Source organism: Massilia paldalensis (genome assembly GCF_044901715.1).
Taxonomy (GTDB): domain Bacteria; phylum Pseudomonadota; class Gammaproteobacteria; order Burkholderiales; family Burkholderiaceae_D; genus Telluria; species Telluria paldalensis.
Window position 1 is genome coordinate 248,304 of record NZ_JBJCIU010000005.1, and the last position, 23,046, is coordinate 271,349.

The window sequence follows — 23,046 nt, forward strand, 5'->3', positions numbered from 1 at the left end:
AGTAAGGCGGTGGCGCGAACGGGCAGTGCTTTGCCGACGCACCGTGTCGAGGGAATGCGCCTCGGATCATGCAGTACTAGCCAGGAAAGAATCGACATCATGGATTGGATCCCGATTGTCTTCGCGACGTTCAAGTTGGTCGTGCTCGTGACGGGCATGTTCTTCGCCATCAAGTGGCACTACGACCAGGGGAAGAAGGAGAAGGTGATGGACACGCGCGCGCTGCTGCGCGCGGGCGGGAAAGCGGCCGCGATCTTCGTGGTCGCGCTCGGCGGCATCGGCCTGATCACCTTCGCCCTGATCAGGGTGTTCGGGATGGAGCTGTAAGAAGGTCTCCACCATCCCGCCGCCATCCGGCAATCCCCGGTCGTCGCGGGATGCCGCCGGCATTCACCGGCACGCGGTGCGCCGGCCCAGCATGACGGCGCGCGCCGCTGGGCCAGGCTGTCCTAGGCTGCGTGCGGCAACGCCACCCGCAACTTCGCGGAATCGAACCCTACCCTGACCGCGCCCCAGTGGCGCCCGCCGATCTCCACCGGCATCGACAAGTCATTGATCACCTCCCCCGTATCGCGCAAATAGGTCTGGAACAGAAAAGGCTTGCGGTTCGCGGCCAGCCGCGCCCCGACCGGATCGTCGAAGATGCGCTTGTTGCGGCAGTGGACCAGGTCGTGCTCCCGTTCCCCCGTCGGCCGGCGCGAATATTGCGCATTGTGCGCCGGCGCGTAGCCGCGGTTGTCGACGGCGAGGGAATAGGCGCAGCCCGGGAGCGCGCCCAGCACGCGGTCGAACAGCGCCTGCAAGTCGCGCTCGACGGCGCCGTCGTACGACGTGGTGTAGCGCGGCGGGTCGGAATCCGGGATGGGACGGTAGGCCTGGTCGAAGATGTCGGCGCCGCGTGCCAGGTGGGATTCCAGGCAGCGCCGCACTTCGTCGCGCAGGCCCGTGGTCGCCTCAACAAGGGCATCGAACGGCGTGCCGCCCGTGTGGAAGCCCGCCAGCGTGGCCTGGATGTCCTCGGTGGTGGCGCGCACCTCGTCGACGCGGCGCGAGGCGTCGTTCATTGCCCTGCCCGCCTCGGACGCGTTGCGGGCCACGTCGCCGACCTTGACGCCGATGTCCTGGCTGATGCCGTCCAGCGCCTGCATCGCCTGGGCCATCTCGTTGACGGTGCCCGTCATCCGTTCGAAGTCCGCGACGAAGGACTGGAAGCGGCCGGCGGCCTGCGCCACCTCGCGCGCCGACACATGCACGCCGTCGAGGATGGCGGACGTGGCCCCGCTGGCCGATTCGACCAGCTCGCGCATTTCCCCGTTGGCCCCGGCGATCTTGGCCGTTTCCTCGTTGACGAGCTGGGACAGGCGGCGCACCTCGCCCGCGACGACGGCGAAACCGCGGCCGGCGCTGCCCGCGCGCGCGGCCTCGATCGCGGCATTGATGGCCAGCAGGTTGGTCTGGTTGGCGATGCGGTCGATGATGGCGCCGAATTCGCTGATCGCGCGCGAATGCGCGACCAGTTGCTCGACCGTGCCGGCAAAGCCCTCGACCTGCGACTCGATGGCGCGCATGCGCCGCTCCAGGCTGGCCAGCTCGTCCATCGAGACGCGCGCCGCATCGAGGTTGCGGCCGGCCGTGCCGGCGATCTCGTCGGTGCCGGCCTTGACGCCGGCCGACAGGTCCGTCACTTCGCGGGCGGCCCCGGCCAGCGCCTGGGCGGCCAGCGCCTGTTCGCGCGCGCGGCCCAGCGCATGGTCGACTTCCTTGCGCAGGCGCGCGGCATTGATCGCCGTCGCGATGCTGCCGTCGCGGGCATGGGCAACGAGGCCGCGCAGGGATCCGCGCAGGCGCGTGCCGCCGAGACGGGCTTGTAAGTTCTTCAACCAGCGCATCGATCGTCTCCAGCAATATTTGTTTGAGGAAACTATAGCCTCATCGTTGCGCTGTGTCATTACTCCCGGCAAAAAACCACAGTTGGTTTCAGTCGGATTGTGCCGCCAGGTTGGTGCGCACCCTGTCGAGCAGCGCCATCATCCTGGCCCGCTCGTCTTCGGCGATGCCGGCCAGCGCCGCTTCCGCCAGGCGGCCGTCGTCCCGGTGCAGGGCCGCGTGCATGGCCTGGCCGGCCGGCGTCAGCGCCAGGCGCGTGATGCGGCGGTCCTGCTCGTCCACCGTCGCGTCCACCAGGCCCCGTTCGCGCAGCGTCCGGATCAGGCGCGCCACCTGCGCCTTGTCACGGCCCGCGTGCGCCACCATGTCGCTCTGGGTGGCGCCGGGATGGCGGGCGAAATACCCGAGCGCCTTCGCCTCCATGTGGGCCAGTTCGTGCGCGCCGTCGCGCAGGCTGCGCTGCCGGGCCGAGCGGAACAGATGCATGATCGCATGCATGGCCTCGATGACCTCGCCGGCGGCAGGGGGTTGGTTGACTTTATCAACTTTACTTTGCATAATGGTGGACACTATCAACTAATTTTGGAGCAACGATGCAACAGGATGCCATGCAAACCACGGCCGCCGCACCGGAAATCCAGCGCGTGCGCCATGAACTCAAGCTGCGCGACCTCGAGGTCGTCCGCGTCGAACCGCTGAGCCCCGGCTTCGTCGCCATCACGTTCGGGGGCGAGGCGCTGGCCGACTTCGTCTCGATGTCCTTCGACGACCACGTGAAATTCTTCTTCGACGACGGCAACGGCGATGGCGACCGCGCACCGGCGAGGCGCGACTATACCCCACGCCGCTTCAGCCGCGAAGCGCGGGAACTGGTCGTGGAGTTCGCCCTGCACGGCGAAGGCGCCGCGTCCGACTGGGCGCGCCGGGCCCGCATCGGCCAGCGCATGCAGGTCGGCGGACCGCGCGGCTCGTTCATCATTCCCAAGGAAGCGGCCTGGCACCTACTGGTGGGCGACGCCACCGCCCTGCCCGCCATCTCGCGGCGCCTGGAAGAACTGCCGGCCGGCAGCCGCGCGTTCGTGCTGGTGCTGGCCGACGACGCCGACCGCCGCGCCTTCGCCGGCGCGGCCGCCGCCGACATCCGCTGGTTCGACAGGCCCGAGGCGCTGCTGGCCGCGCTGGAACGGCTGGCGCTGCCGACCGGCCACGGGTTCGCCTGGGGCGGCGGCGAAGCGTCCGTGATGGCGCGGGTACGCAAGCTGCTGGCGGACAAGGGCATTCCGCGCCAGGCAACGCGCGTCTCGGCGTACTGGAAGGAAGGCGTGGCGGAGCACCACGAGAACCTGGAATAAGGATCTGTTACGCTGGCGGGATGCGCATCGTTCCCTTCTCTCCCGCCCACGCCGCCGGCGTCGTCGACGTCATCCTGCCGATCCAGCAAGCGGAATTCGGCATCCCCATTACGCTGGCCGACCAGCCCGACCTGCGCGACATCGCGGGCTTCTACCAGCAAGGCGGCGGCGGATTCTGGGTCGCGCTGGACGGCGACACGGTCGTCGGCACCATCGCGCTGCGCGACATCGGGCTTGACGACAGCGGCCATGGCGACGGCGCGCTGCGCAAGATGTTCGTCGCCGCGAGCCACAGGGGTAAAGCATTCGGCACGGCGGAGCGGCTGCTGGACATGCTGCTCGCCCATGCGCGGGCGGCGGGCATGCGCCGCATCTGGCTCGGCACGACGGACAAATTCCTGGCCGCGCACCGCTTCTACGAGAAGCACGGCTTCGAGCTGGTGGCGCGCCAGGACCTGCCCGCCGCCTTCCCCGTCATGGCCGTCGACACGCGCTTCTATGTGCGCAGCCTGATCGTGGCTGCTACGGCTGCTGCGGCAACTGCCACGTCGCCACCTCGTTCTCCAGCCGGTTGATCACGCTGTAGTTGATCGCGGTCCACCACTCCGAACCTTCTCCCTGCAACGCCTTTTCCGACGCGTCGATGGCGCGGTGGTCGCTGCTCACGAGGTAGTCCTCGGCATCGTTCAGCGATGCGAACGAGAACACGGAGACGGCATCGATCCTGCTGCCCTCCGGGTCCTTCTGCGTCGAGCCGATATTGTGCAGCTGCGCGTAGCGGCGCACGAGGTCGCGCGTGGCCGGCTGGTCCAGCACCAGCGCCGCGTGCTCGCCCAGCAGGCGGTGCTGGAATTCCTCGCGGCTCAGGCCGGGCGCGCGCATGTGGATGCGCACGACGCTGACGGGATCGCGATGGCGCGCGCTGGGCACGATGATGTATTCGCGCGTGATCTCGCGCGTCACCGTGCGAAAGGCCACCTGCTCGTCGGCGACGATGCGCTGGTCGAACTTTTCCTGGCCCAGCGTCTTCCGGATGTCGTCCTCGTCCGCGTAGGCAATGTAGGCGAAGCCGTCCCAGCGCGGGCGGCGCAGCGGCGGCACGTGCTTTTCCGGGTCCGCCGGCAGCTGGCCGTCGTCGCCCACCATGGCGCGGTACGGCGGCGGGAACAGGCTCGATGGGCCGGAGGCGATGCGGTGCACCTGGTCGTAGCGCAGCACCCGTTGCGAGGAGCTGCCCGGCTCGTCCCAGGCGAACTTGGGACCGTGGACCTTGCGCCAGTACTCGTCCCAGTGCTCGAAGGCGAGGTTCGGATCGCCTTCGAGCGCCAGCGCGCCCGGCCGCCAGTTCGGGAAATGCACCTCGTGTCCGTGCCGGCTCTTCGATGCGCCCGCGTCCTGGGGGCGCTCGCCGCGCGGCGTGTCGTCCACCCGGCTGACGAAGGTGGGCGTGACGATCAGTGGCGCGGCCGTCGCCGGCCGGGTGGCGCCCAGCGGCGGGCGGTGTTCGTTGTCGCTGCGTTCGAAGTCCGTGCTCATGCCTTCCTCCCTGCTCGTGAATCGACGGTCGTTCCTACCTTACCTGTTTGCCGGCGCGCGCGCCGCCCGCCTGCCCAGGGCGGCCACGAGCGGCACGGCCAGCGCCGCCAGCAGCGCGATGGCGGCGGACACGTAGCCGACCTGGCCCGCGCCCCAGTGCGAGATGCTCATGCCGCCCACGGCGGCGCCCAGCGCGATGCCGCCGTTGGCCGCGGACACGTTGATCGTGCCCGCCAGCGCCTGGCCGCCCGTGGCCGCCTTCATCACGCGGATCTGGCAGATCGGGTACAGCGCCGTATTCGCCACGCCCCACACGGCCAGCGCACCCACGAAGGCCGGCAGGTGGCCGACGAAGGCCATCGTGCCCGCCATGCCCAGCGCCAGCACGATGCTGAACAGCCCCGTCGTCGCCAGCGGCTTCCTGTCGACCCACAGACCGCCCAGCCAGTTGCCGGCCAGGCCCACGGCGCCGAAGCCCATCAGCCACCAGCCCACCTGCGCGGGGGCGATGCCGGCCGATTGTTCCAGCGTCTCGGCCAGGTAGGTGTAGCCCGTGAACATGGCCGTGAACACCAGCACGGACAGCGCCACGTTGGCCAGGAAGAAGGGGCTTTTCAGGATCTGCGCCTGGCTGCCCGGCGCGGCGGCGTCGTGGCCGCGCACGGCCGGCAGCGTCGCCGCCATCAGCAGCGCAATCAGCAGCGACAGCCCGGCCAGCAGCACGAACGCGCCGCGCCAGCCGACGGCATCGGCCGCCAGCGTGCCGAGCGGGATCCCGAACAGCATGGCGGCGGAAATCCCGAGATAGACGGTCGACACGGCGCGGCCGCCCTTGCCCGGGCCCGCGATCTGCGCCGCCGTGTCGCTGGCAGTGCCCCAGAACACGGGCAGCGCGAGCGCCGGCAGCAGGCGCGCCACGGCCAGCACCCAGATGTTCGGGGCGATCGCGGCGAGGCCGTTGGCGGCCGCGAACAGGACGAGGATGCAAACGAACAGGCGCTTGCGGTCGACGTGCGCCAGTGCCGCCGTGAGGAACGGCCCGCACACCATGACGACGACGGCGAACAGCGTCACCAGCTGGCCCGCGCTGGCCACGGCGATGCCGAGGTCGCGCGCGAGCGCGGGCAGCAGGCCGACGATGAGGAATTCCGTCGTGACGATGACGAAGGCCGCCACGGAGAGGATGGCGATCGACGCGGCGCCGCCGCGAGCGGGCGCGCTGGCCGCCGGAGCGGCGGTGTGAATTCCGGACATTGCAATGCTTTCTTAAAAAATCCCAGGCTCCATGGTATAAAAGACTCAAATTCCCGTGTTGGACATACATTCCTCATTTCTCAAGAAAAAAATTCCAGAATCGATCGCCATGAGTTCCGCCGACCGCCTGAAGGGCCTGGACACCTTCGTTGCCGTTGCCGAAGCCGGCAGCTTCACCGCCGCCGCCGAACGGCTTCACCTGACCAACTCCGCCGTCGGCAAGGCCATCGCCCGGCTGGAGGACCGCGTTGGAAAACAGCTGTTCGACCGCACCACGCGCCGGCTGGCAATGACGGACGCGGGCGACGCGTTCTATCAAACCTGCGTGCGCGTGCTGGAAGAGCTGGAATCCGCCGAGCGCATGCTGGCGGCGGACCACCTGGAACCGGCGGGACGGCTGCGCGTCGACATGCCCGCCACCTTCGGCCGCATGCACGGCATGCCGGCGCTGCTCGCCTTCGCGCAGCAGCATCCCCAAGTGACGCCGCACGTCACCTTCACCGACCGCTTCGTCGATCCGGTCGAGGATGGCATCGACCTCGTGGTGCGCATCGGCGGCGCCGACGCCTGGCCCCCGGCGCTCGCCTGCCGCCACCTGGGCAACGAGGAGCTCGTGTTCTGCGCGGCGCCGTCGTACCTCGCACGCCACGGCACGCCGGCCACCTTCGACGAGCTACGGGGTCACGCGGCCGTGCTGTATGGGCGGGCCGACGGCAGCACCGGTCCCTGGACCGTACGCGACGGGGCCAGGCCGCCCACGCGCCACCATGTCGAGGGGCGCATCGTGCTGGGCCAGGCGGAAGCGCAGGTCGCGGCCGTCGAGGCCGGCCTGGGCATCGCCCAGCTCGCGACCTGGCTCGTGGAGCAGCACATCCGCGCAGGCCGGCTGGTCGCCATCCTGCCCGGGCTGGCGACGCCGGGCCTGCCGCTGCACCTGGTCTGGCAGCGCAGCCGCCAGCATGCGGCCAAGGTACAGGCGCTGGTCGCGCACTTCGCCGACACGCTGCACATCGGCGGCGATACCCGGGCGCCAGCCAGCCGGTGAGCCAGCCAGGCAGGACGCGCGCAGGATTGCCGCGCCTGCGTTTGCGGATTTGCGCTAGCGTATGCCTTGCAGTCCGGCGAGCGCGCCGGGCGACGTCGCGGGAATGCCCCGGGGAGACAAGCCGCATCATGGACGCCATGCCGAGCTACTGGAATACCGAACAGGCCGCCGCGTTCGCGCGCCTGCTGCTCGGCGCGACGCGGCAGTACGGCGTCGTGTTCTTCGACGACGCCCTGCGCATCACCGCCTGGAACGAAGGTGCGCATTTCATCACCGGGTGGCGCGCCGGCGAGGTGCTGGGACGCTCGACGTCCACCCTGTTCGTGCCCGAAGACGTGGAACGCCGCATGCACGAGCACGAAGCGAACACGGTGCGGGTCGTGGGCGTGGCGGAAGACGAACGCTGGCACCTGCGCAAGGACGGCTCGCGCTTCTGGTCGAGCGGCGCCAGCATGGCCATCCAGGTCGGCGACGCCCAGGACACCCGCTTCGTGAAGATCTTCCGCGACGTGACCCACCTGCGCACGCGCATGAGGTACCTCGAGAACGTCCAGCACGAATGCAATCTGCGCCAGCACGAAAAGAACGTCTTCATCGGCACCATCGCGCACGAGATGCGCAATCCGCTGTCGCCGCTGAAGACGGCGCTGGAACTCATGAAGCGCCTGCCGGACCCGAATCCGCGCCATGCGCAGCCGATCAAGATCATGGACCGCCAGGTCGGCTTCCTGGAACGGCTGATCGAGGACCTCGTCGACCTCACCCGCGTCCAGACGGGCAAGATGAGCATCGCCTACGGCCGGGCCATCCTGCAGGAAGTGCTGTTCGAAGCGCTCGATGCCTGCGGCAGCGCGGCCGGGAGCAAGGGCACGACGCTGCACCACGTCATGCCGCCCGTGCCGATCGAGGTCGACGTCGATGCGAGCCGCCTGATGCAGGTGGTCGTCAACCTGCTCAACAACGCCATCAAGTACACGCCGGCCGGCGGCAACATCTGGCTGTCCTGTACCGTCGACCAGACCCACTTCGCCTGTTACGTGAAGGACGACGGCCAGGGCATCGGCGCCGCGCTACTACCGCGCATCTTCGACATCTTCACCCAGGCCGACGGCACGCACGCCGAACGCGGCGCGGGCCTGGGCATCGGACTGTCGGTGGTCAAGGAGATCGTCACGCTGCACGGCGGGACGGTCGAGGTGCGCAGCGAAGGAGAAGGCCGGGGCAGCGAATTCATCGTGCGCATCCCGCAGCGCCATCCGCGCCAGGCCGACTCGGGCCCGCGGCCGCCCCCCGTGCGGTAGGCCCGAGACCGCAGCCGTCGCGGCGCATGCGCCCGGGAACGCGGGCAACGATCCTCCGCCTCAGGGTCCTTCCAGCCGGTGCTCCTTGTCGAGCACATACCGATCGAAATCCCGCGCCAGGAACAGGCGGCCGTCGTAGACGGCGCGCGCCTCCGCCTCCACGTCCGCGATGCCCGCCTGCCCCGGCGCCGGCCGCTCCTGGTAGCGGGGGCTGAAGTGCGTCAGCACCAGGTGCGGGACGCCCGCCTCCTGCGCCATGCGCCCCACCATCAGCGCGGAACTGTGCTGCGGTCCCGGCCCGACTTTCAGGCGGACCGACTCCGTATAGGTGGCTTCGTGCACGAGCACGTCGGCCCGGCGCGCTTCTTCCAGCAGCAGTTCCGGGCGGTCGTTGTCCCCGCCGACGACGATCGTGCGCGGCCGGCGCGGCGTCTGCACGACGTCGTCCGAGCGCACCAGGCGGCCGTCGTCCATGGCGACGTCCTCGCCGCGCTGCAGCCGTCCCCACGCTTCGCCGCGGGGCACGGCGGCGGCGCGCAGGCGGTCCGGGTCGAGCCGGCGCTCGAGCACACGTTCCGTGAAGGTATAGGCCCACGACGGCAAGCGGTGCGACAGCGCCGTCGCGCGCACGTCGAAGTCGCAGAACGGGGCGTGGCCGGGCAGGTCGTCGATGGCGATGAAGTCGAGCGCGAACGGCAGCGCGAGCTCGCTCGTCTCCATCACGGCCTGCAGGAAGCGCCACAGTGGCGGCGGCCCGACGATGGTCAGCGGAGCCGTGCGGTTGCCCATGCCCGCGCTGGCCAGGAGACCCGGCAAGCCGTAGCAATGGTCGCCGTGCATATGGGTGATGAAGACGGCCTGCAGGCCGTGCAGCGTCAGGTTCGTCCTCAGGATCTGGTGCTGGGTGCCTTCGCCGCAGTCCACCAGCACCCAGCCCTTCGATGCGGGCGAATGCAGGGCCAGGCCGCTGACGTTGCGGGCGCGGCTGGGTGTGCCGGACGAGGTGCCGAGAAACTGGAATTCCATGGTGGTCGATGCGAATGGCAATGCCCTATTATCGGGCACGGCAGCGCGGCGCAGCGTCCGCCTCGCTTCGTCGCCCGCAGGACGGTTTCGCGCCGTGCCGGAAGGGGTTCGTCGCAGGCGCCTTGCCCGGCCACGACGGCGGCGGCACAATCACCCATCGAATTACAAAAAGGCAAGATCATGCTGACCCTGGACCGTTTCCTCCCCGCCTGCGCGCCCGGCACGTCCGCCTGGCCGCGCCTGCGCCGCTTCGCGGACGATCTCGGCTGGACCGTCATCGTCAGTACCTGGGCGGGGGTCGTGCTGACGCTCGCCGCCGGCCGGCCGCAGGAGCTGTACGAGCAGGTCGTGTATTCGCTGTGCGTCGGCCTCGTCGCCCTGCTGATCCTGGACGGCATGCGCCTGCTCGTGCTGGGCGACCCGGCACAGCGGCCACGCTGGGCGCGCACGATGCTGGTGCTCATCGTCGCCACCGCGCCCGTCGCCCACTATGCCGGCATCGCGCTTGGGGGACTGGTCCTCGGCCGCCCCGTACCCGACCTGGCCGGCTATCCGAGCGTGCCGCGCGTCAGCCTGGTGCTGTTCACGCTGCTCGCCATCTGCGTGGTCGTGCTGCTGGTGCTGGCCCGCGAACGCGTCGAGCGCATCAAGGGCGAACGGGCCGAGGCACGCACCCGCGCAGAACGCATCGAACGCCAGGCCCTGCAGGCGCAGCTGCGGCTGCTGCAGGCCCAGATCGAGCCGCACATGCTGTTCAACACGCTGGCCAACCTGCAGGGCCTGATTGCCATCGACCCGGCCCGCGCCGGCGCCATGCTCGACCACCTGATCCAGTACCTGCGCGCCACGCTGGCCGCCACCCGCCTGGACACGACCACGCTGGCCGAGGAATGCGACGCCATCGACGCCTATCTGGGCCTGATGGGCGTGCGCATGGGGCCGCGGCTGCGCCATCGCGTGACGCTGCCCGATGCGCTGCGCGGCGCCCGCATGCCGCCGATGCTGCTGCAGCCGCTCGTCGAGAACGCCATCATCCATGGCTTGGAACCGCATGTCGACGGCGGCGAGATCGTCGTCGAAGCGGCCGCGCGCGACGGCATGCTGGAAGTGTGCGTGCGCGATACGGGCATCGGCATTCCGGGCGACGCCGGCGGCCGCGGTGGCGGCATCGGCCTGGCCACCACGCGCGAACGGCTGCAGGCGCTGTACGGCACGCGCGCCGCCCTCGTGCTGGCCCCCGCCACCCCGCGCGGCACGCTGGCGCGCCTGACCATTCCCCTGGAGACCGCATGAACGCCAGCGCCCTCATCGCCGAAGACGAACCGATCCTCGCCGCCGTGCTGGCACGGACGCTGGCCGGGCTGTGGCCCGGACTCACGCTGCTGCCGGCGGCGCCGAACGGCCTCGCGGCCGTGGACGCCGCGCTCGCGCACCGTCCCGACGTGCTGTTCCTGGACATCCGCATGCCCGGCCTGTCCGGCCTGGAAGCGGCGCAGGAACTGGCCGAGCGCTGGGACGGCGCAAAACCCTTCCCCATCGTCGTCTTCGTGACGGCCTACGACGACTACGCCGTGCAAGCCTTCGAGCAGGCCGCGCTCGACTACGTGCTCAAGCCGGTGTCCGCAGCGCGGCTGGAGCGCACGGTGACCCGTGTGCAGGAACAGCTGCGCGCCCGCGACGGCGACACCGCCATGGCCGCGCTGGTGGCGCAGGTGCGCGCGCTGCTGCCGGACGCGCAGGGCGGCGGCCACCTGACGACCATCCGCGCCGCCGTCGGCGCCATGGTGCGGCTGATTCCCGTGCAGGACGTCGTGTATTTCCAGGCGCTCGACAAGTACGTGAACGTGGTCGGCACCGAGGGCGACGCCCTGATCCGGCTGCCGCTGAAGGAATTGCTGGCGCAGCTGGATCCGCAGCAGTTCCTGCAAGTGAGCCGCGGCACCATCGTCAACCTGCGCCACGTGGCGGGAGCGTGCCGCGACGACGCCGGCAAGCTGGCGCTGCACCTGCGCGGGCGCGCCGAACGGCTGCGCGTCAGTCCCCTGTTCGCGCACCTGTTCCGGCAGATGTAGGCGGATCAGGCGCCGGAGACGCGGGCGCGGCTGGCGCGCGGGCGGCGCGGGGCACGGGCCGCCGTCGCCGCGGGGAGGTCCGGATCGGCCGATGCCGCCAGGTCGGCCCAGGCATCGAAGCCCACTTTCAGGATGCGCAGGCGATCATAGGCGCGCTGCAGCGCCGCGCGGCCCAGCACTAGGCGCAGCGGCCCGCGGCCGTCCGTCACGGCGCGCAGGATCGCCTGCGCGGCGCGCGCGAGATCCACCTGCGCACCCTGCCCGACCTGCGCGCCGGTCCCGCCCTGGCGTCCGGCCAGGTCGGCATAGTCGGCAATGCCGGCGGCGCGTGGCGCCGGCAGGTGGCCGGCACCATCGCTGGCGCCGGGATCGACCAACGTCACCTTCACGCCGAACCGCTCGACCTCGTGGAACAGCGCTTCGGCGAGTGCCTCCAGCGCCGAGCGCGCGGCATGGCAGAAACCCTCCCCGGCCGGCACGTGGGCGACGCCGCGCGCCAGCAGCACGATGTGGCCGGCGCGGCGCGCACGCATGCCCGGCAGCACGCGCCGCGCCAGGTTCACGGGCGCGAACACGTTTTCCTCGAACACGGCGCGCAGGGCGGATTCATCCCCCTCCTCGACCGCCCCGAAGTAGCGCTGCTGCGCGCTCGCGGCCAGCACGTCGATGCGGCCGAAGCGCGCCTCGGCATCGCGCAGGGCGGCATCGACGGCGCCACCGTCGAGGACGTCGAGCGCGATGGCGCTGGCCCGGCCGGGATGCCGTTCCACCAGGGAGCGCAGGCGTTCCGGGTCGCGCGCGGCGAGCACGGCACGCTGGCCGGCATCGAGCACCGCTTCGGCCAGCGCGGCCGCCAGGCCGGCGGAGGCATCGGCAATGAACCAGACAAGGGTGGCATCGTTGGGCATCGTTGTTCTCCTCTTGCAGGCGACGGGAATACGCCGAAGAAGCATTCTACGAAGCGCGCGGCCGCGGCTCCATGGGCGATGGTCCGAGTTCCTTGCCTAAAATTCCGAGCAGGCATATGCATGCGGCACCCCATCCTTCCGTATGATTGCCGGCCGGGCCCGCCTGGTCTATCGTGGGAACATACCGACAGGCGATCACGACAGGAGGCGCGCATGGACATGGAAGTTCTCGGCACTGCCGTGCACCCGGGGCCGCTCCCCGCGGCGGCGGCCCCCTCCGCGCCCCGTGACTGGCAAGATGTGCTCGACTATATCGCGACGCACCTCGACGACGACCTCGGCACGCGCGCGCTGGCACGCGCTGCCTGCCTGGACCCGGACCGTTTCACGCAGCTGTTCAGCGCGGCCGTCGGCATTCCGCCGCACCGCTACGTCGCCTGCAAGCGCCTCGAACGAGCGCGCCGGCAATTATTGATGTCGTAACCGTGTCTCCCCTGAGCCGGCCGCCAGGCCGGACTTTCGCCCGGATGCGTGTGCGCGTCCGGGCATTTTTCGCATCCCGCGTCCCCGGCCCGACAAGACCGGAGCATGCGTCGGCCGCATCCACATCGAGACGCCGTGGCGCAAGCTGGACGATAATTAAATTGCTAGACATTAATTTAACTCAAGGATAATATTTCCGGGATTTCTGTCCTGCAACCTCTCACCTTCCCTCCCACGCCCTGGAGACCGCGATGAAAAATGTGCTGCCATCGATGCTGCTCAGCCTGTGTTCCCTGCTCGCCATGCCCGCCCACGCCGGGCAGATCCTGATCGATTTCGAGACCTTGCCGGGTGTGGACGGGATGCTCGGGACGGCGGACGACACCCCGATGCCAGATACGTACCTTCAGCCTCTGCGCGATCAATTCTCGGCGATCGGACTGACCTTCACGCAGGGCTCGCTGCTTCAAGCGTCGTTTTATGACGGCAATGCGGCAAACCATTTCATCAGCTCGACCAGTCCGATCGCCCTGTTGACCAAGCCGGTCACCGGCATCAGCATCGGCAGCTACTCGTACTGGGACGCGGTTCTCACCGCCTACGATATCGACGGCAACGCGATCGCCAGCAGCCGTCTGTCCAATCCCCAAGCAGGCAGCACACCGCTGCGCGGGGAGCTGTCGTTGACGAGCAACCAGCTGATCTACGGCTTTTCGGTACTGCCGGACAATCCGAACTACATCCTGAACCTGGACAATCTCTTGCTGACCACGAGCGATACGAGCGCGGACGTTCCGGAACCACCGTCGACCGCGCTGATTGCGCTGGGCCTGTTGCTGAGCACCTTCTCGCTGCGCAAGCGTTTTGGGGAACGCTGAGACCTTGCGGCGGCGGCCGTGCGTGACAGGACCGGAAGCCGCCGCGCGCAACGCGCCCGTAGCGGCCGCTCCTGCCTGAACCGATGAACGACGACGACCAGTACTACCGCGCCCTGCTGCGCATGCGCATGGTCCGGCAGCTGGAGCGGCTCGCGCCCGCCGAGGGCTACAACCTCTCCCCGCTGCCCGGCGTGCGCTTCCTGCGCTCCAACCGGCCGCTGAGCGCCACGCCGGTGCTCTACGATCCCGGCATCGTCATCGTCTGCCAGGGCCGCAAGCGCGGCTACTTCGGCGACGAGGTCTACGTCTACGACGACCAGCACTACCTGGCCGTCTCGGTGCCCGTGCCGTTCACGATGGAGACCGACGCCAGCATGGACGAGCCCCTGCTCGCCATCTACATGCACCTGGATGTCCAGCTCGCCGCCGAGACGCTGCTGCAGATCGCGCAGCACGGCGGCGCGGAGGGTGGGACGGCGGAGCCGGCTGGGCTGGTGGCCACGCCGATGGACCACCGCATGGCCGCGTCCGTGCTGCGCTTCCTGGAGGCGATGGCGGATCCTTTGCAGGCCGCCATCCTCGGCCCGGCGCTGGTGCGCGAGCTGTATGTGCACGTGCTGGCCGGCGACCAGGGCGCGGCGCTGCGGGCCGCCCTGGCCCGGCGCGGCCCGTTCGGCCGGATCGCCCAGGCCATCCGCCTGATCCACCACGCCTACCGCGACGACCTCGGCGTCGAGCGCCTGGCGCAGGCGGCAGGCATGAGCGCGCCCAGCTTCCATGCGCACTTCCGCAACGTGACCAATACCTCGCCGCTGCAGTACCTGAAGTCGACGCGGCTGCACCAGGCACGCCTGCTGATGGTCCGCGCCGGCATGACGGCGGCCGCGGCGAGCTACGCGGTGGGCTATGCGAGTCCCACGCAATTCAGCCGCGAATTCAAGCGCCTGTTCGGCAGGAGCCCGGCCGCGGAAGTGAAGCGGATGAAGGCGGCGTTCGCCGTGCCGCCCGCGCATCCTGGCGCGGAGTACGTGTCCTCGCACTGAAGCCGTACGATGAATGCGGCGCATGAATACCGGGTATGATTTCGCACCCCACTTTATGAGCCAGGTCCGACGCATGGCGCGCGACAATATCAACGACATCCTCGTGTTCTTCGCCGTGGCGCGCGAGCGCAGCTTCACGCGCGCCGCCGCCAAGCTAGGCATGACGCAGTCGGCGCTCAGCCACATCATCCGCGCGCTGGAGGCGCGCCTGGGCGTGCGCCTCCTCACGCGCACCACGCGCAGCGTCTCGCCCACCGAGGCCGGCGAGCGATTGCTGCAGAACGTGGCGCCGCGGCTGGAAGAGATCGAGGCGGAAATCGCGGCCGTCAGCGACCTGGGCGACAAGCCGGCCGGCACGGTCCGCATCACGGCCATCGACCACGTCGTCGACACGATCCTGTGGCCGCGCATCGCCCCGCTGCTGCCGCAGTACCCGGACCTGCACGTGGAGATCAGTTCCGAGTACCGCCTGGTCGACATCGCGGCGGAACGCTACGACATCGGCGTGCGCCACGGCGACCAGGTCGACAAGGACATGATCGCCGTGCGCCTGACGGAAGATACGCTGATGATGATGGTGGCGGCGCCCGCGTATTTCGCACGGCGCCCGCTGCCGGCCTCGCTGCCGGACCTCATGAAGCACGATTGCATCAACCTGCGCCTGCCCAGCAGCGGCGGGCTGTATGCCTGGGAACTGAAGCACGGTGGGCAGGACCTGGAAGCGCGCGTGCGCGGCCAGGCCGTGTTCTCGAGCCTGTATCCGATCCGCGACGCGGCGCTGGCCGGCGTCGGCATCGCCTTCCTGCCGGAGAGCCTGGTGGGCGACGACGTGCGCGCCGGACGGCTGGTCAGCGTGATGGAAGACTGGTGCCCCCGTTTCCCCGGGCTGCACGCCTTCTATCCGAGCCGGCGCCATTCCTCGCGCGCGCTGATGCTCGTCATCGACGCCATCCGCCACAAGGGTTGACCACTGCATCCGGCCATCGGGCCGGCCGGGTCGTCAGGGCCGTCAGGCCGCCAGCGTCGCGCTGTCGATGACGAAGCGGTACTTGACGTCGCCCTTGAGCATACGCTCGTAGGCGTCGTTGATCTCGCTTGCCTTGATCATCTCGATGTCGGCGACGATGCCGTGCTCGGCGCAGAAGTCCAGCATTTCCTGGGTTTCCGGGATGCCGCCGATCATCGAGCCGGCGATCGCGCGGCGCTTGGTGATCAGGTTGAATACCTGCGGCGACGGGTGCGGCGTGGCCGGCGCGCCGACCAGCACCATGGTGCCGTCGCGCTTGAGCAGGTTCAGGAAGGCGTCCAGGTCGTGCGGCGCGGCGACGGTATTCACGATCAGGTCCAGCGTCTTGGCACGCGCGGCCATCGCATCGGCGTCGCGCGAGACGACGACTTCGTGGGCACCGAGGTCGTGCGCGTCCTGGCGCTTCGATTCCGAGGTCGTGAAGGCGACCACGTGGGCGCCCATCGCACGCGCCAGCTTGATCCCCATGTGACCCAGGCCGCCGATGCCGACGATGCCCACGGTCTTGCCAGGACCCGCGTTCCAGTGGCGCAGCGGCGAGTACGTCGTGATGCCGGCGCACAGCAGCGGCGCGACGGCGGCCAGTTGCGCTTCGTCGTGGCGCACGCGCAGCACGTAGCGCTCGTGCACGACGATCTGCTCGGAATAACCGCCCAGCGTATGGCCCGGGGCGTCCGCGGTCGGCCCGTTGTAGGTGCCGACCATGCCGTCGCAGTAGTTTTCCAGGCCGTCCGCGCAATCGGCGCAATGCTGGCAGCTGTCGACCATGCAGCCGACGCCGACCAGGTCGCCCACCGCGTGGGTGGTGACGTGGGTGCCGACGGCCGACACGCGGCCGACGATCTCGTGCCCCGGCACGCAGGGGAACAGCGTGCCGGCCCATTCGGCGCGCACGGTATGCAGGTCCGAGTGGCACACGCCGCAGAAGGCGATGTCGATCTGGACGTCGTGGGCACCCGGCGCGCGGCGCGCGATGTCGAGCGGTTCGAGGGGCTTGTCGGCGGCGTGGGCGCCGTAGGCTTTGACGGACATGGTATTCCTTTCGTTCGTTGCAATTCGTGGCAGTGGCGACGCCAGGCAAGGTGGAGGACGCCAACGAGGCCCCGCATGATAATGGCGAAACGTCATGCCGAACGGGTCGGACTTTGCATGGCCTTATGAACGGCTATCATGAATACCATCATCCATTCATGAACATTCTTGCTGGAAAAGGTCGGAAACCTCAGCGCGCTCATGGATCAGCCAAATGCGCTAGCATCCCATCAAGCGCATCGCCACTCACCTGTCCTTGCCCATGCATATCGCCGCTCGACCGCCCACGGAATCCGCACGCCAGGCGTCGCTGGACGCGCTGCAGCTCCTGGATACCATGCCGGAACCGGTCTTCGACCGCATCACCCGGCTGACCGCGCGCCTGCTGGGCGTGCCGGTCGCGCTGTTCTCGCTGATCGACCGCGAACGCCAGTGGTTCAAGTCGCGCGTCGGCCTGGATGCCAGCGAAACCCCGCGCGAGCAGGCCTTCTGCGCCCACACGATCCTGGGCAGCGCGCCGATGGTGGTGGAAGATGCGGCGCACGACGCGCGCTTCGCCGACAACCCCCTCGTGATGGGCGCGCCCAACATCCGTTTCTATGCCGGCGTCCCCGTGCGCACGACGCAGGGCCACGCGATCGGCACGCTGTGCGCCATCGATTCGAAACCGCGCGTGCTGTCGCCCGAAGACCGCCAGACGCTGGAGGACCTGGCGGACATCATGAGCAAGGAAGTGCAGGCGCGCGAACGCCTGGACTTCGCGCGCGAGCGCGTGGCGGAGAGCGGCGCCGCCGCACGCGCCAGCGAAGACCGGTTCCGCTCGATCGTCGAGCTGGCCAACGTCGGGATCGCCCTGGTCGCGCCGGACGGCGCCTGGATCAGCGTGAACGCGGCGCTGTGTGCCATCCTCGGCTACTCGGAGCGCGAGCTGATGGGGCTGACCTTCCAGGACATCACCTGGCACGAGGACCTGGACGCGGACCTGCTGCTGCTCGACCGCCTGCAACGCCGCGAGATCCCGCGCTACCAGCTGGAAAAGCGCTACGTGCGCAGGGACGGCAACGTCGTCTGGGCCAGCCTGAACGTGTCCGCCAAGACGGGGCCGGACGGCGCCATCGAACACTACGTCTCCGTCATCACCGACATCGGCGCGCGCAAGGCCGCCGAGGAGGCGATCAAGCAACTGAACATCCAACTCGAGCAGCGCGTCGCGGCGCGCACGCGCGAACTGCAGAACACCAATTCGATGCTGACCGCGTCCGTGATCCAGCAGCGCCGCGCGGAAGGCGCGCTACGCGAGCGCGAGGCCCAGCTGCGCAGCGTGATCGAGAACGCCAGCGACGCCTACATCGCCATGGACGAAGGGGGTGTCGTGCAGGCCTGGAACCGCCAGGCCGAGCAGACCTTCGGCTGGACCGCGCAGGAGGCCATCGGCCAGCCGCTGGCGGACCTGATCGTCCCGCCCGCCTACGCCGAGGCCCATCGCGAGGGAATGGAGCGCTACCTGCGCACGGGCGTCTCGGCGGTGCTGGGCACGCGGCGCGAGCTGCCGGGCCGGCGCAAGGACGGCAGCACGCTGATGCTGGAAGTGCGCGTCGCCGCCCTGGACCTGAACGGCCGGCGCGTGTTCAGCGCCTTTTTGCACGACATCAGCGACCGCAAGCTGGTCGAGGCACGGCGCGACTTCGAGGCGCGCCACGACGCCCTGACCGGGCTGCCGAACCGGCGCGCGCTGATGGAACAGCTGCCCGTGGCGCAAAAGCGCGCCCAGCGTGCCGGCCATGCGCTGGCCCTGCTGTTCATCGACCTGGACGGCTTCAAGGCCGTGAACGACAGCCGCGGCCACGACGCCGGCGACCGCCTGCTCGAACAGGTGGCGCGGCACCTGCGAGCCGCGGTGCGCGAAACGGACGGCGTGTACCGCCTGGCCGGCGACGAGTTCACCGTCGTGCTGGAGAACATGCAGCAGGCGCGCGATGCCGTCGCCATCGCCGAGAAGCTGATCGGCGCCGTCTCGCAACCCGTCGATGTCGGCGGCGGCCAGGTGCAGGTGGGCGCCAGCATCGGCATCGCGCTGTACCCGCCCGCCAGCGCCCTCGACGCGGACGCGCTGATCAAGGAAGCGGACCACTGGATGTACCAGGCCAAGCTGGCCGGCCGCGGCCAGGTGCGCTGGCGCGCGACCGAATGAGCCACGTGCGGCGGGCACGGGGTGCCCACCCGGCGTGAAGGGGTTAGAGCGGATCCTTGAACACCCGGTCGACATAGCACCAGCCCCAGGTCTCGCCCGGCTCGTCGGAGCGGATCACCGGATGGCCGGTCGCGTGGAAGTGGCGCGTCGCGTGCTTGTTCTTGGACTGGTCGCAGCAGCCGACGTGGCCGCAGACGAGGCAGACGCGCAGGTGCACCCAGCTGTCGCCCAGTTGCAGGCATTCTTCGCAGCCGTCGGTATTGCCCTCGCGCGGGCCGACTTCGTGGAAATGCTGGCAATCGTTGCTCATGGAAGCTCCTGTTCAGGCATGCAAAATGCGCACCATCTTACCCCCGTTCCCACCGCGCCAGCCTGGCCAAAGGTCAGGCCCCGGCGCCGCGGCGCTCAGGCGGCGCTCAGGCGGGACGTAGCAGCAGGCGCACCATGTCCTCGCCCACGGCCAGCAGCTGCGCGGCGTCGCGGTACACCCGCTCCATCACGACCATGCCGCGCGTCGCGGTGACGAGCAACAGCGCCGCGGCGGCGGGCGGTAGCGCCAGCCTCCCCTGCGCGTCCGGCTGCGCCAGGCGCTCCTCGACCAGCGCACGCACGGCGTCGAGCAGCTCGCGCAGCGCATCTCGGATCGGCGCATCCATCGCCGTCTCGTCGGTCGCCGTCTTGGTGGTCAGGCAGCCGCGCGACATCGATGCGTCGTCGGCCGCGCCGATCATCTCGACGGCAAACCGGACATAGCGGCGCAGCGCCTCGTCCGGCGTGGGCGCCGCCAGCGCCGCGCGCACCCGCGCCAGGTAGCGCTCGCGGTAGCGCGCATAGATGCGCAGGAAGATCGCCTGCTTGTCGCCGTAAGCGTGGTACAGCGAACCGCGCAGCACGCCGGTCGCCTGCGCCAGGTCCTGCATCGAGGTCGCGCCGAAGCCCTGGCGCCAGAACAGCTCCAGCGCGCGGTCCAGCGCCACCTCTTCGTCGAATTGTTTTGTGCCAGCCATGGCAGCGATTATTCCGATCCTTGACAGCCCTGTCAAGTTTGACTAGTCTGTCAAACATGCCTAACGAACGACAAGGAATCGTCATGCAATCCGCCGCAACGCCGGGATCTTCCACGCGCGCCATCCTCGCCGGCCTGTGCGCCAGCCTGGTCGGCATCGGCCTGGCCCGCTTCGCCTACACGCCGCTGATCCCCGCGCTGATCGGCGCCCGCTGGTTCGCCGCCAGCGACGTCGTCTTCCTCGGCGCCGCCAACCTGGTCGGCTACCTTGCCGGGGCGCTGGCCGGCCGCCCGCTCGCCGCGCGCCTGGGTGCACGCCGCACGCTGCAGGCGATGATGCTGCTGGCCTCGCTCGCCTTCTTCGCCTGCGCCGTACCGCTGAACACGGCCTGGTTCTTCGGCTGGCGCTTCCTGTCCGGCCTCGCCGGCGGCATCGTCATGGTGCTGGCCGCGCTGACCATCCTGCCGCAGGTGGCGCCGGCGCGACGCGGCCTGGCCAGCGGCGCGATCTTCCTCGGCATCGGCCTGGGCATCGCCGCCTCCGGCACCATCGTGCCCCTGCTGCTGGACCGGGGACTGGCGGCCACCTGGGCCGGACTGGGCGCGCTGTCGCTGCTGCTGACGCTGGCCAGCTGGACGTGGTGGCCGCAAGCCGCCGCGCCGGCCGCCGCCCCCGCCGATGTCCCCACGATGGCGCCGGCCCGTACGGGCTTCGCGCTGAAGCTGATCTACGGCCAGTACGCGCTGAAGGCCGTCGGCCTGGTGCCCATGATGGTGTTCCTCGTCGACTACGTGGCGCGCGGCCTGCACATGGACACGCACACGGCCGCGCTGTTCTGGATCGTCTACGGTGCCGGCGCCACGGCCGGCCCCATGCTGTACGGCTTCCTGGGCGACCGCCTGGGCATCGGCAACGCCACGCGCCTGACGCTGGCGCTGCAGATCGCCGCGGCGGCCGCGATGGTGCTGGCCCCTGGCCATGCCGTGCTGGTGCTCGCCACCTTCGTGATCGGCACCTTCCCGTCCGGCGTGGTGCCGCTGACGCTGGGCCGCATCCGCCACACGCTGCGCCACGACACGGCCGCCCAGGGCGCCGCCTGGAGCCGCGCGACGACGGTGTTCGCACTGTTCCAGGCGCTGGCCGGCTATGCCTATTCGTGGATCTTCGCGGCCACCGGTGGCGCGCACCGCGTGCCCATGCTGATCGGCGCCATCGCCTTCGGCCTGGCGCTGCTGTCGGACCTGCTGCTGGCGCGCGCCGCCTGGGCGGCCGCGCCGGATGAGCGGGCCGTGCGCGCATGAGTGCAACGGAGCACACATGAGCGCACATGAGCGCCACCGAGCCCCAGCTTCTGGTGCGGCGCACAATTTTTGTCGTAGACTCGGGGTTGACGTCACTTTGCCCGGAGTTCGCATGTCCCACCCCTCGCCCGCCATCGCCGCCACCCTCCCGGGCCGCGCATGAAGGGATCGTTCCTGCGCTCGCTGTTGACGGCGTTCGACCTGCGCGAGGGCTTGCGCGGCGCCTTCGCCTGCACGCCGATGCTGCTGCTCGGCTGGGCGCTGGACGCGCCGGGCTTTGCCTGGGCCGCCATCGGGGCGTTCTGGACGACGCTGGCCGCCGTTTCCGGCACCGCGCGCCAGCGCTTGCTGGCCATGGTCGACTTCGCGGCCTGGTCGACCGCGTGCGGCGCGGCCGCGACCTGGGCCGCGGACCAGGGCCTGGCCGCGGGGACGCTGGCCGTGCTGGCCGTCGCCGGCGGGGCGGGATTCGTGCGCGGGTGGAAGCCGCATGCCTACCAGGGCGCGATCCTGGTGGCGACGGCCTGCGTCGTGATGATGGACCGCCCGGCGGGCGCGGCCGGCTGGCACTTCATCGTGCCGTACGCGCTCGGCTGCCTGTTCGCGGCCGTGGTGGGCGCCGTCGCCTGGTGGCTGGCGCCGCCGCCGCCGGCAGCGCCGCCCGCCGAGCTGCCGGCGCCCATCGCCCACTATGCGCTCCGCCTCGGACCGGCTGCTGCGCTGGCCTACCTCGTGGTCCACGCGATGGGGCTGCACTACGGCTACTGGGCGACGATGGCCGTCCTGCTGATCCTGCAGCCGGCGGCGGCCGGCATCCTGCCGCGCTGCCTGGAGCGCGCGGTGGGCACCATCGCGGGCACCGTCATCGCGATGGGCGTGGGCCTCGTCGCCACGACGCCGCTGGCGATCGCGCTGGCCGTGTTCCCGCTGTTCGGGCTGACGATGGCACTGCGCGCGCACAGCTACCGCGTGTTCGTCGCCTTCCTCACGCCGGCCTTCATCCTCGTCGCCGACTTCGCGGCGCCGGCCGCCGGCCAGCTGTATGCGCTGGCCCGGCTCGAGGACAACCTGATCGGCTGCGTCATCGCCTTCCTCGCCGCGCTGCTGCTGTGGCCCACGTCCGGGCCGCACGGCTGGGCGCACGAGCAGGCCCGGCGCCGGCCCCGGACGCAGCCGCAGGCTTATCGCTGGCCGAAGGGGCCGAGGTAGTCGCGCTTGCCGATGTTGACGCCCTTGTGGCGCAGGATGTCGTGGGCGGTGGCGACGTGGAAGTAGAAGTTGGGCAGCGCAAAGGTGAGCAGGTAGCTTTCGCCCGTGAACACGGTGCCCTCGATCCAGCCCAGCGTCAGCTCGCGCTCGGCGCCCGCGTCGAGCTGCGCGGCATCGGCGCTTTCCAGGTAGGCGATCGTCTTCGCGATGCGCTCCTGCAGCTGCTGGAACGTGGCCTCGTCGTCGGCGAACGAGGGCGCGCTGCCGCCGCCGATGCGCTGGACGGCGAACTTCGACGTGTCGCTGGCGCGCTGCACCTGGGCCGACAGGGGCAGCATGTCGTCGGCCAGGCGCGCGCCCAGCAGCACCTCGGGCACGATGCCGTGCTGTGCGGCGTGTTCTTCGCCCTTGGCGAGCAGCGTGGACAGGATCTTCAGGCCGCGCACGAACACGGGCACGGTCAGTTGGGACATGGTGAGGGACATTCGATTCTC

General features: G+C 69.9%; 24 protein-coding genes. 14 read left to right on the top strand and 10 right to left on the bottom strand.

Annotated features, from left to right (window positions below; translation table 11 throughout):
* Nucleotides 1–99 precede the first annotated feature (99 nt).
* Nucleotides 100–327 carry a hypothetical protein gene (locus tag ACI1V7_RS23800; protein WP_404534412.1) on the top strand — a complete coding sequence of 76 codons (228 nt, stop codon included), beginning with the start codon at nucleotides 100–102 and terminating at the stop codon, nucleotides 325–327.
* 122 nt (nucleotides 328–449) lie between these two features.
* Here ACI1V7_RS23800 and ACI1V7_RS23805 read toward each other — a convergent pair whose 3' ends face one another.
* Both ACI1V7_RS23805 and ACI1V7_RS23810 read right to left on the bottom strand, forming a co-directional pair.
* On the bottom strand, nucleotides 450–1,889 hold the full coding sequence (locus ACI1V7_RS23805; RefSeq protein WP_404534414.1) for a methyl-accepting chemotaxis protein: 1,440 nt from the start codon (nucleotides 1,887–1,889) through the stop codon (nucleotides 450–452).
* 88 nt (nucleotides 1,890–1,977) lie between these two features.
* The gene (locus ACI1V7_RS23810; protein ID WP_404534415.1) at nucleotides 1,978–2,373 is read right to left on the bottom strand and encodes a MarR family winged helix-turn-helix transcriptional regulator; all 396 of its coding nucleotides are present in this window, start codon (nucleotides 2,371–2,373) and stop codon (nucleotides 1,978–1,980) included.
* 107 nt (nucleotides 2,374–2,480) lie between these two features.
* Here ACI1V7_RS23810 and ACI1V7_RS23815 point away from each other — a divergent pair, with 107 nt between their 5' ends.
* Both ACI1V7_RS23815 and ACI1V7_RS23820 read left to right on the top strand, forming a co-directional pair.
* Nucleotides 2,481–3,239 (top strand): siderophore-interacting protein, encoded by a 759-nt coding sequence (locus ACI1V7_RS23815; RefSeq protein WP_404534416.1) that lies wholly within the window; start codon nucleotides 2,481–2,483, stop codon nucleotides 3,237–3,239.
* A gap of 20 nt (nucleotides 3,240–3,259) precedes the next feature.
* Nucleotides 3,260–3,814, top strand: coding sequence for a GNAT family N-acetyltransferase (locus ACI1V7_RS23820; RefSeq protein WP_404534417.1), 555 nt, complete (start codon nucleotides 3,260–3,262; stop codon nucleotides 3,812–3,814).
* Here the strand turns inward: ACI1V7_RS23820 and ACI1V7_RS23825 are convergent.
* Both ACI1V7_RS23825 and ACI1V7_RS23830 read right to left on the bottom strand, forming a co-directional pair.
* Entirely contained in the window at nucleotides 3,762–4,775 is a 1,014-nt protein-coding gene (locus ACI1V7_RS23825) for an EthD domain-containing protein (protein WP_404534419.1), read from the bottom strand. The genes ACI1V7_RS23820 and ACI1V7_RS23825 overlap by 53 nt on opposite strands.
* A 39-nt stretch (nucleotides 4,776–4,814) precedes the next feature.
* A complete protein-coding gene (locus tag ACI1V7_RS23830) occupies nucleotides 4,815–6,029 on the bottom strand; it encodes an MFS transporter (RefSeq protein WP_404534421.1) in 1,215 nt (404 codons plus the stop codon).
* Between the two features lie 109 nt (nucleotides 6,030–6,138).
* Between ACI1V7_RS23830 and ACI1V7_RS23835 the strand changes: the two genes are divergently transcribed.
* Together ACI1V7_RS23835 and ACI1V7_RS23840 are read left to right on the top strand one after the other, a co-directional pair.
* Nucleotides 6,139–7,074: a LysR family transcriptional regulator gene (locus tag ACI1V7_RS23835; RefSeq protein ID WP_404534422.1), complete on the top strand. Its 936-nt coding sequence runs from the start codon at nucleotides 6,139–6,141 to the stop codon at nucleotides 7,072–7,074.
* A 128-nt stretch (nucleotides 7,075–7,202) separates the two neighbouring features.
* Nucleotides 7,203–8,375, top strand: coding sequence for a PAS domain-containing sensor histidine kinase (locus tag ACI1V7_RS23840; RefSeq protein ID WP_404534424.1), 1,173 nt, complete (start codon nucleotides 7,203–7,205; stop codon nucleotides 8,373–8,375).
* Nucleotides 8,376–8,435: 60 nt separating this feature from the next.
* On the opposite strand, the gene ACI1V7_RS23845 is transcribed toward ACI1V7_RS23840, so the two are convergent.
* Nucleotides 8,436–9,401 carry a ribonuclease Z gene (locus ACI1V7_RS23845; protein ID WP_404534426.1) on the bottom strand — a complete coding sequence of 322 codons (966 nt, stop codon included), beginning with the start codon at nucleotides 9,399–9,401 and terminating at the stop codon, nucleotides 8,436–8,438.
* Nucleotides 9,402–9,581: 180 nt separating this feature from the next.
* Here ACI1V7_RS23845 and ACI1V7_RS23850 point away from each other — a divergent pair, with 180 nt between their 5' ends.
* Complete coding sequence (locus ACI1V7_RS23850; RefSeq protein WP_404534428.1) at nucleotides 9,582–10,694, top strand: sensor histidine kinase; 1,113 nt, start codon at nucleotides 9,582–9,584, stop codon at nucleotides 10,692–10,694.
* Nucleotides 10,691–11,473: a LytR/AlgR family response regulator transcription factor gene (locus ACI1V7_RS23855; RefSeq protein WP_404534429.1), complete on the top strand. Its 783-nt coding sequence runs from the start codon at nucleotides 10,691–10,693 to the stop codon at nucleotides 11,471–11,473. The genes ACI1V7_RS23850 and ACI1V7_RS23855 overlap by 4 nt, the downstream gene beginning before the upstream one ends.
* Before the next feature lie 5 nt (nucleotides 11,474–11,478).
* On the opposite strand, the gene ACI1V7_RS23860 is transcribed toward ACI1V7_RS23855, so the two are convergent.
* Nucleotides 11,479–12,381 (bottom strand): SDR family NAD(P)-dependent oxidoreductase, encoded by a 903-nt coding sequence (locus ACI1V7_RS23860; RefSeq protein ID WP_404534430.1) that lies wholly within the window; start codon nucleotides 12,379–12,381, stop codon nucleotides 11,479–11,481.
* Between the two features lie 213 nt (nucleotides 12,382–12,594).
* Between ACI1V7_RS23860 and ACI1V7_RS23865 the strand changes: the two genes are divergently transcribed.
* The 4 genes from ACI1V7_RS23865 to ACI1V7_RS23880 all read left to right on the top strand — a co-directional run bounded on the left by ACI1V7_RS23865 (nucleotide 12,595) and on the right by ACI1V7_RS23880 (nucleotide 15,752).
* Complete coding sequence (locus ACI1V7_RS23865) at nucleotides 12,595–12,864, top strand: hypothetical protein (RefSeq protein WP_404534432.1); 270 nt, start codon at nucleotides 12,595–12,597, stop codon at nucleotides 12,862–12,864.
* A 251-nt stretch (nucleotides 12,865–13,115) separates the two neighbouring features.
* Nucleotides 13,116–13,742, top strand: coding sequence for a PEP-CTERM sorting domain-containing protein (locus ACI1V7_RS23870; protein WP_404534433.1), 627 nt, complete (start codon nucleotides 13,116–13,118; stop codon nucleotides 13,740–13,742).
* 83 nt (nucleotides 13,743–13,825) lie between these two features.
* Complete coding sequence (locus ACI1V7_RS23875) at nucleotides 13,826–14,785, top strand: AraC family transcriptional regulator (protein ID WP_404534435.1); 960 nt, start codon at nucleotides 13,826–13,828, stop codon at nucleotides 14,783–14,785.
* Between the two features lie 73 nt (nucleotides 14,786–14,858).
* The gene (locus ACI1V7_RS23880; protein ID WP_404534598.1) at nucleotides 14,859–15,752 is read left to right on the top strand and encodes a LysR family transcriptional regulator; all 894 of its coding nucleotides are present in this window, start codon (nucleotides 14,859–14,861) and stop codon (nucleotides 15,750–15,752) included.
* Nucleotides 15,753–15,794: 42 nt separating this feature from the next.
* On the opposite strand, the gene ACI1V7_RS23885 is transcribed toward ACI1V7_RS23880, so the two are convergent.
* Complete coding sequence (locus ACI1V7_RS23885; RefSeq protein WP_404534437.1) at nucleotides 15,795–16,844, bottom strand: NAD(P)-dependent alcohol dehydrogenase; 1,050 nt, start codon at nucleotides 16,842–16,844, stop codon at nucleotides 15,795–15,797.
* Between the two features lie 337 nt (nucleotides 16,845–17,181).
* Here ACI1V7_RS23885 and ACI1V7_RS23890 point away from each other — a divergent pair, with 337 nt between their 5' ends.
* Nucleotides 17,182–19,035, top strand: coding sequence for a sensor domain-containing diguanylate cyclase (locus ACI1V7_RS23890; RefSeq protein ID WP_404534438.1), 1,854 nt, complete (start codon nucleotides 17,182–17,184; stop codon nucleotides 19,033–19,035).
* Nucleotides 19,036–19,078: 43 nt separating this feature from the next.
* Here the strand turns inward: ACI1V7_RS23890 and ACI1V7_RS23895 are convergent, their stop codons facing one another.
* Both ACI1V7_RS23895 and ACI1V7_RS23900 read right to left on the bottom strand, forming a co-directional pair.
* Nucleotides 19,079–19,345, bottom strand: a complete 267-nt coding sequence (locus tag ACI1V7_RS23895) for a UBP-type zinc finger domain-containing protein (RefSeq protein WP_404534439.1) — start codon at nucleotides 19,343–19,345, stop codon at nucleotides 19,079–19,081.
* A 106-nt stretch (nucleotides 19,346–19,451) separates the two neighbouring features.
* Complete coding sequence (locus tag ACI1V7_RS23900) at nucleotides 19,452–20,042, bottom strand: TetR/AcrR family transcriptional regulator (RefSeq protein WP_404534440.1); 591 nt, start codon at nucleotides 20,040–20,042, stop codon at nucleotides 19,452–19,454.
* A gap of 83 nt (nucleotides 20,043–20,125) precedes the next feature.
* Between ACI1V7_RS23900 and ACI1V7_RS23905 the strand changes: the two genes are divergently transcribed.
* Nucleotides 20,126–21,343 (top strand): YbfB/YjiJ family MFS transporter, encoded by a 1,218-nt coding sequence (locus ACI1V7_RS23905; protein ID WP_404534442.1) that lies wholly within the window; start codon nucleotides 20,126–20,128, stop codon nucleotides 21,341–21,343.
* A 159-nt stretch (nucleotides 21,344–21,502) separates the two neighbouring features.
* Nucleotides 21,503–22,552, top strand: a complete 1,050-nt coding sequence (locus ACI1V7_RS23910) for an FUSC family protein (RefSeq protein ID WP_404534444.1) — start codon at nucleotides 21,503–21,505, stop codon at nucleotides 22,550–22,552.
* On the opposite strand, the gene ACI1V7_RS23915 is transcribed toward ACI1V7_RS23910, so the two are convergent.
* Nucleotides 22,525–23,037: a DUF1993 domain-containing protein gene (locus ACI1V7_RS23915; RefSeq protein WP_404534445.1), complete on the bottom strand. Its 513-nt coding sequence runs from the start codon at nucleotides 23,035–23,037 to the stop codon at nucleotides 22,525–22,527. The two genes, ACI1V7_RS23910 and ACI1V7_RS23915, sit on opposite strands and share 28 nt — an antisense overlap.
* Nucleotides 23,038–23,046: the final 9 nt, after the last annotated feature.

Bases quoted from the DNA above. Each gene is read 5' to 3' on its own strand.
- ACI1V7_RS23800 (WP_404534412.1), top strand. From the start codon at position 100: ATGGATTGGATCCCGATTGTCTTCGCGACGTTCAAGTTGGTCGTGCTC.
- ACI1V7_RS23815 (WP_404534416.1), top strand. From the start codon at position 2,481: ATGCAACAGGATGCCATGCAAACCACGGCCGCCGCACCGGAAATCCAG.
- ACI1V7_RS23840 (WP_404534424.1), top strand. From the start codon at position 7,203: ATGGACGCCATGCCGAGCTACTGGAATACCGAACAGGCCGCCGCGTTC.
- ACI1V7_RS23875 (WP_404534435.1), top strand. From the start codon at position 13,826: ATGAACGACGACGACCAGTACTACCGCGCCCTGCTGCGCATGCGCATG.
- ACI1V7_RS23805 (WP_404534414.1), bottom strand. From the start codon at position 1,889: ATGCGCTGGTTGAAGAACTTACAAGCCCGTCTCGGCGGCACGCGCCTG.
- ACI1V7_RS23830 (WP_404534421.1), bottom strand. From the start codon at position 6,029: ATGTCCGGAATTCACACCGCCGCTCCGGCGGCCAGCGCGCCCGCTCGC.
- ACI1V7_RS23845 (WP_404534426.1), bottom strand. From the start codon at position 9,401: ATGGAATTCCAGTTTCTCGGCACCTCGTCCGGCACACCCAGCCGCGCC.
- ACI1V7_RS23860 (WP_404534430.1), bottom strand. From the start codon at position 12,381: ATGCCCAACGATGCCACCCTTGTCTGGTTCATTGCCGATGCCTCCGCC.
- ACI1V7_RS23895 (WP_404534439.1), bottom strand. From the start codon at position 19,345: ATGAGCAACGATTGCCAGCATTTCCACGAAGTCGGCCCGCGCGAGGGC.
- ACI1V7_RS23890 (WP_404534438.1), top strand. From the start codon at position 17,182: ATGCCGGAACCGGTCTTCGACCGCATCACCCGGCTGACCGCGCGCCTG.
- ACI1V7_RS23810 (WP_404534415.1), bottom strand. From the start codon at position 2,373: ATGCATCTGTTCCGCTCGGCCCGGCAGCGCAGCCTGCGCGACGGCGCG.
- ACI1V7_RS23865 (WP_404534432.1), top strand. From the start codon at position 12,595: ATGGACATGGAAGTTCTCGGCACTGCCGTGCACCCGGGGCCGCTCCCC.
- ACI1V7_RS23905 (WP_404534442.1), top strand. From the start codon at position 20,126: ATGCAATCCGCCGCAACGCCGGGATCTTCCACGCGCGCCATCCTCGCC.
- ACI1V7_RS23855 (WP_404534429.1), top strand. From the start codon at position 10,691: ATGAACGCCAGCGCCCTCATCGCCGAAGACGAACCGATCCTCGCCGCC.
- ACI1V7_RS23885 (WP_404534437.1), bottom strand. From the start codon at position 16,844: ATGTCCGTCAAAGCCTACGGCGCCCACGCCGCCGACAAGCCCCTCGAA.
- ACI1V7_RS23870 (WP_404534433.1), top strand. From the start codon at position 13,116: ATGAAAAATGTGCTGCCATCGATGCTGCTCAGCCTGTGTTCCCTGCTC.
- ACI1V7_RS23850 (WP_404534428.1), top strand. From the start codon at position 9,582: ATGCTGACCCTGGACCGTTTCCTCCCCGCCTGCGCGCCCGGCACGTCC.
- ACI1V7_RS23915 (WP_404534445.1), bottom strand. From the start codon at position 23,037: ATGTCCCTCACCATGTCCCAACTGACCGTGCCCGTGTTCGTGCGCGGC.
- ACI1V7_RS23910 (WP_404534444.1), top strand. From the start codon at position 21,503: ATGAAGGGATCGTTCCTGCGCTCGCTGTTGACGGCGTTCGACCTGCGC.
- ACI1V7_RS23820 (WP_404534417.1), top strand. From the start codon at position 3,260: ATGCGCATCGTTCCCTTCTCTCCCGCCCACGCCGCCGGCGTCGTCGAC.
- ACI1V7_RS23900 (WP_404534440.1), bottom strand. From the start codon at position 20,042: ATGGCTGGCACAAAACAATTCGACGAAGAGGTGGCGCTGGACCGCGCG.
- ACI1V7_RS23825 (WP_404534419.1), bottom strand. From the start codon at position 4,775: ATGAGCACGGACTTCGAACGCAGCGACAACGAACACCGCCCGCCGCTG.
- ACI1V7_RS23880 (WP_404534598.1), top strand. From the start codon at position 14,859: ATGGCGCGCGACAATATCAACGACATCCTCGTGTTCTTCGCCGTGGCG.
- ACI1V7_RS23835 (WP_404534422.1), top strand. From the start codon at position 6,139: ATGAGTTCCGCCGACCGCCTGAAGGGCCTGGACACCTTCGTTGCCGTT.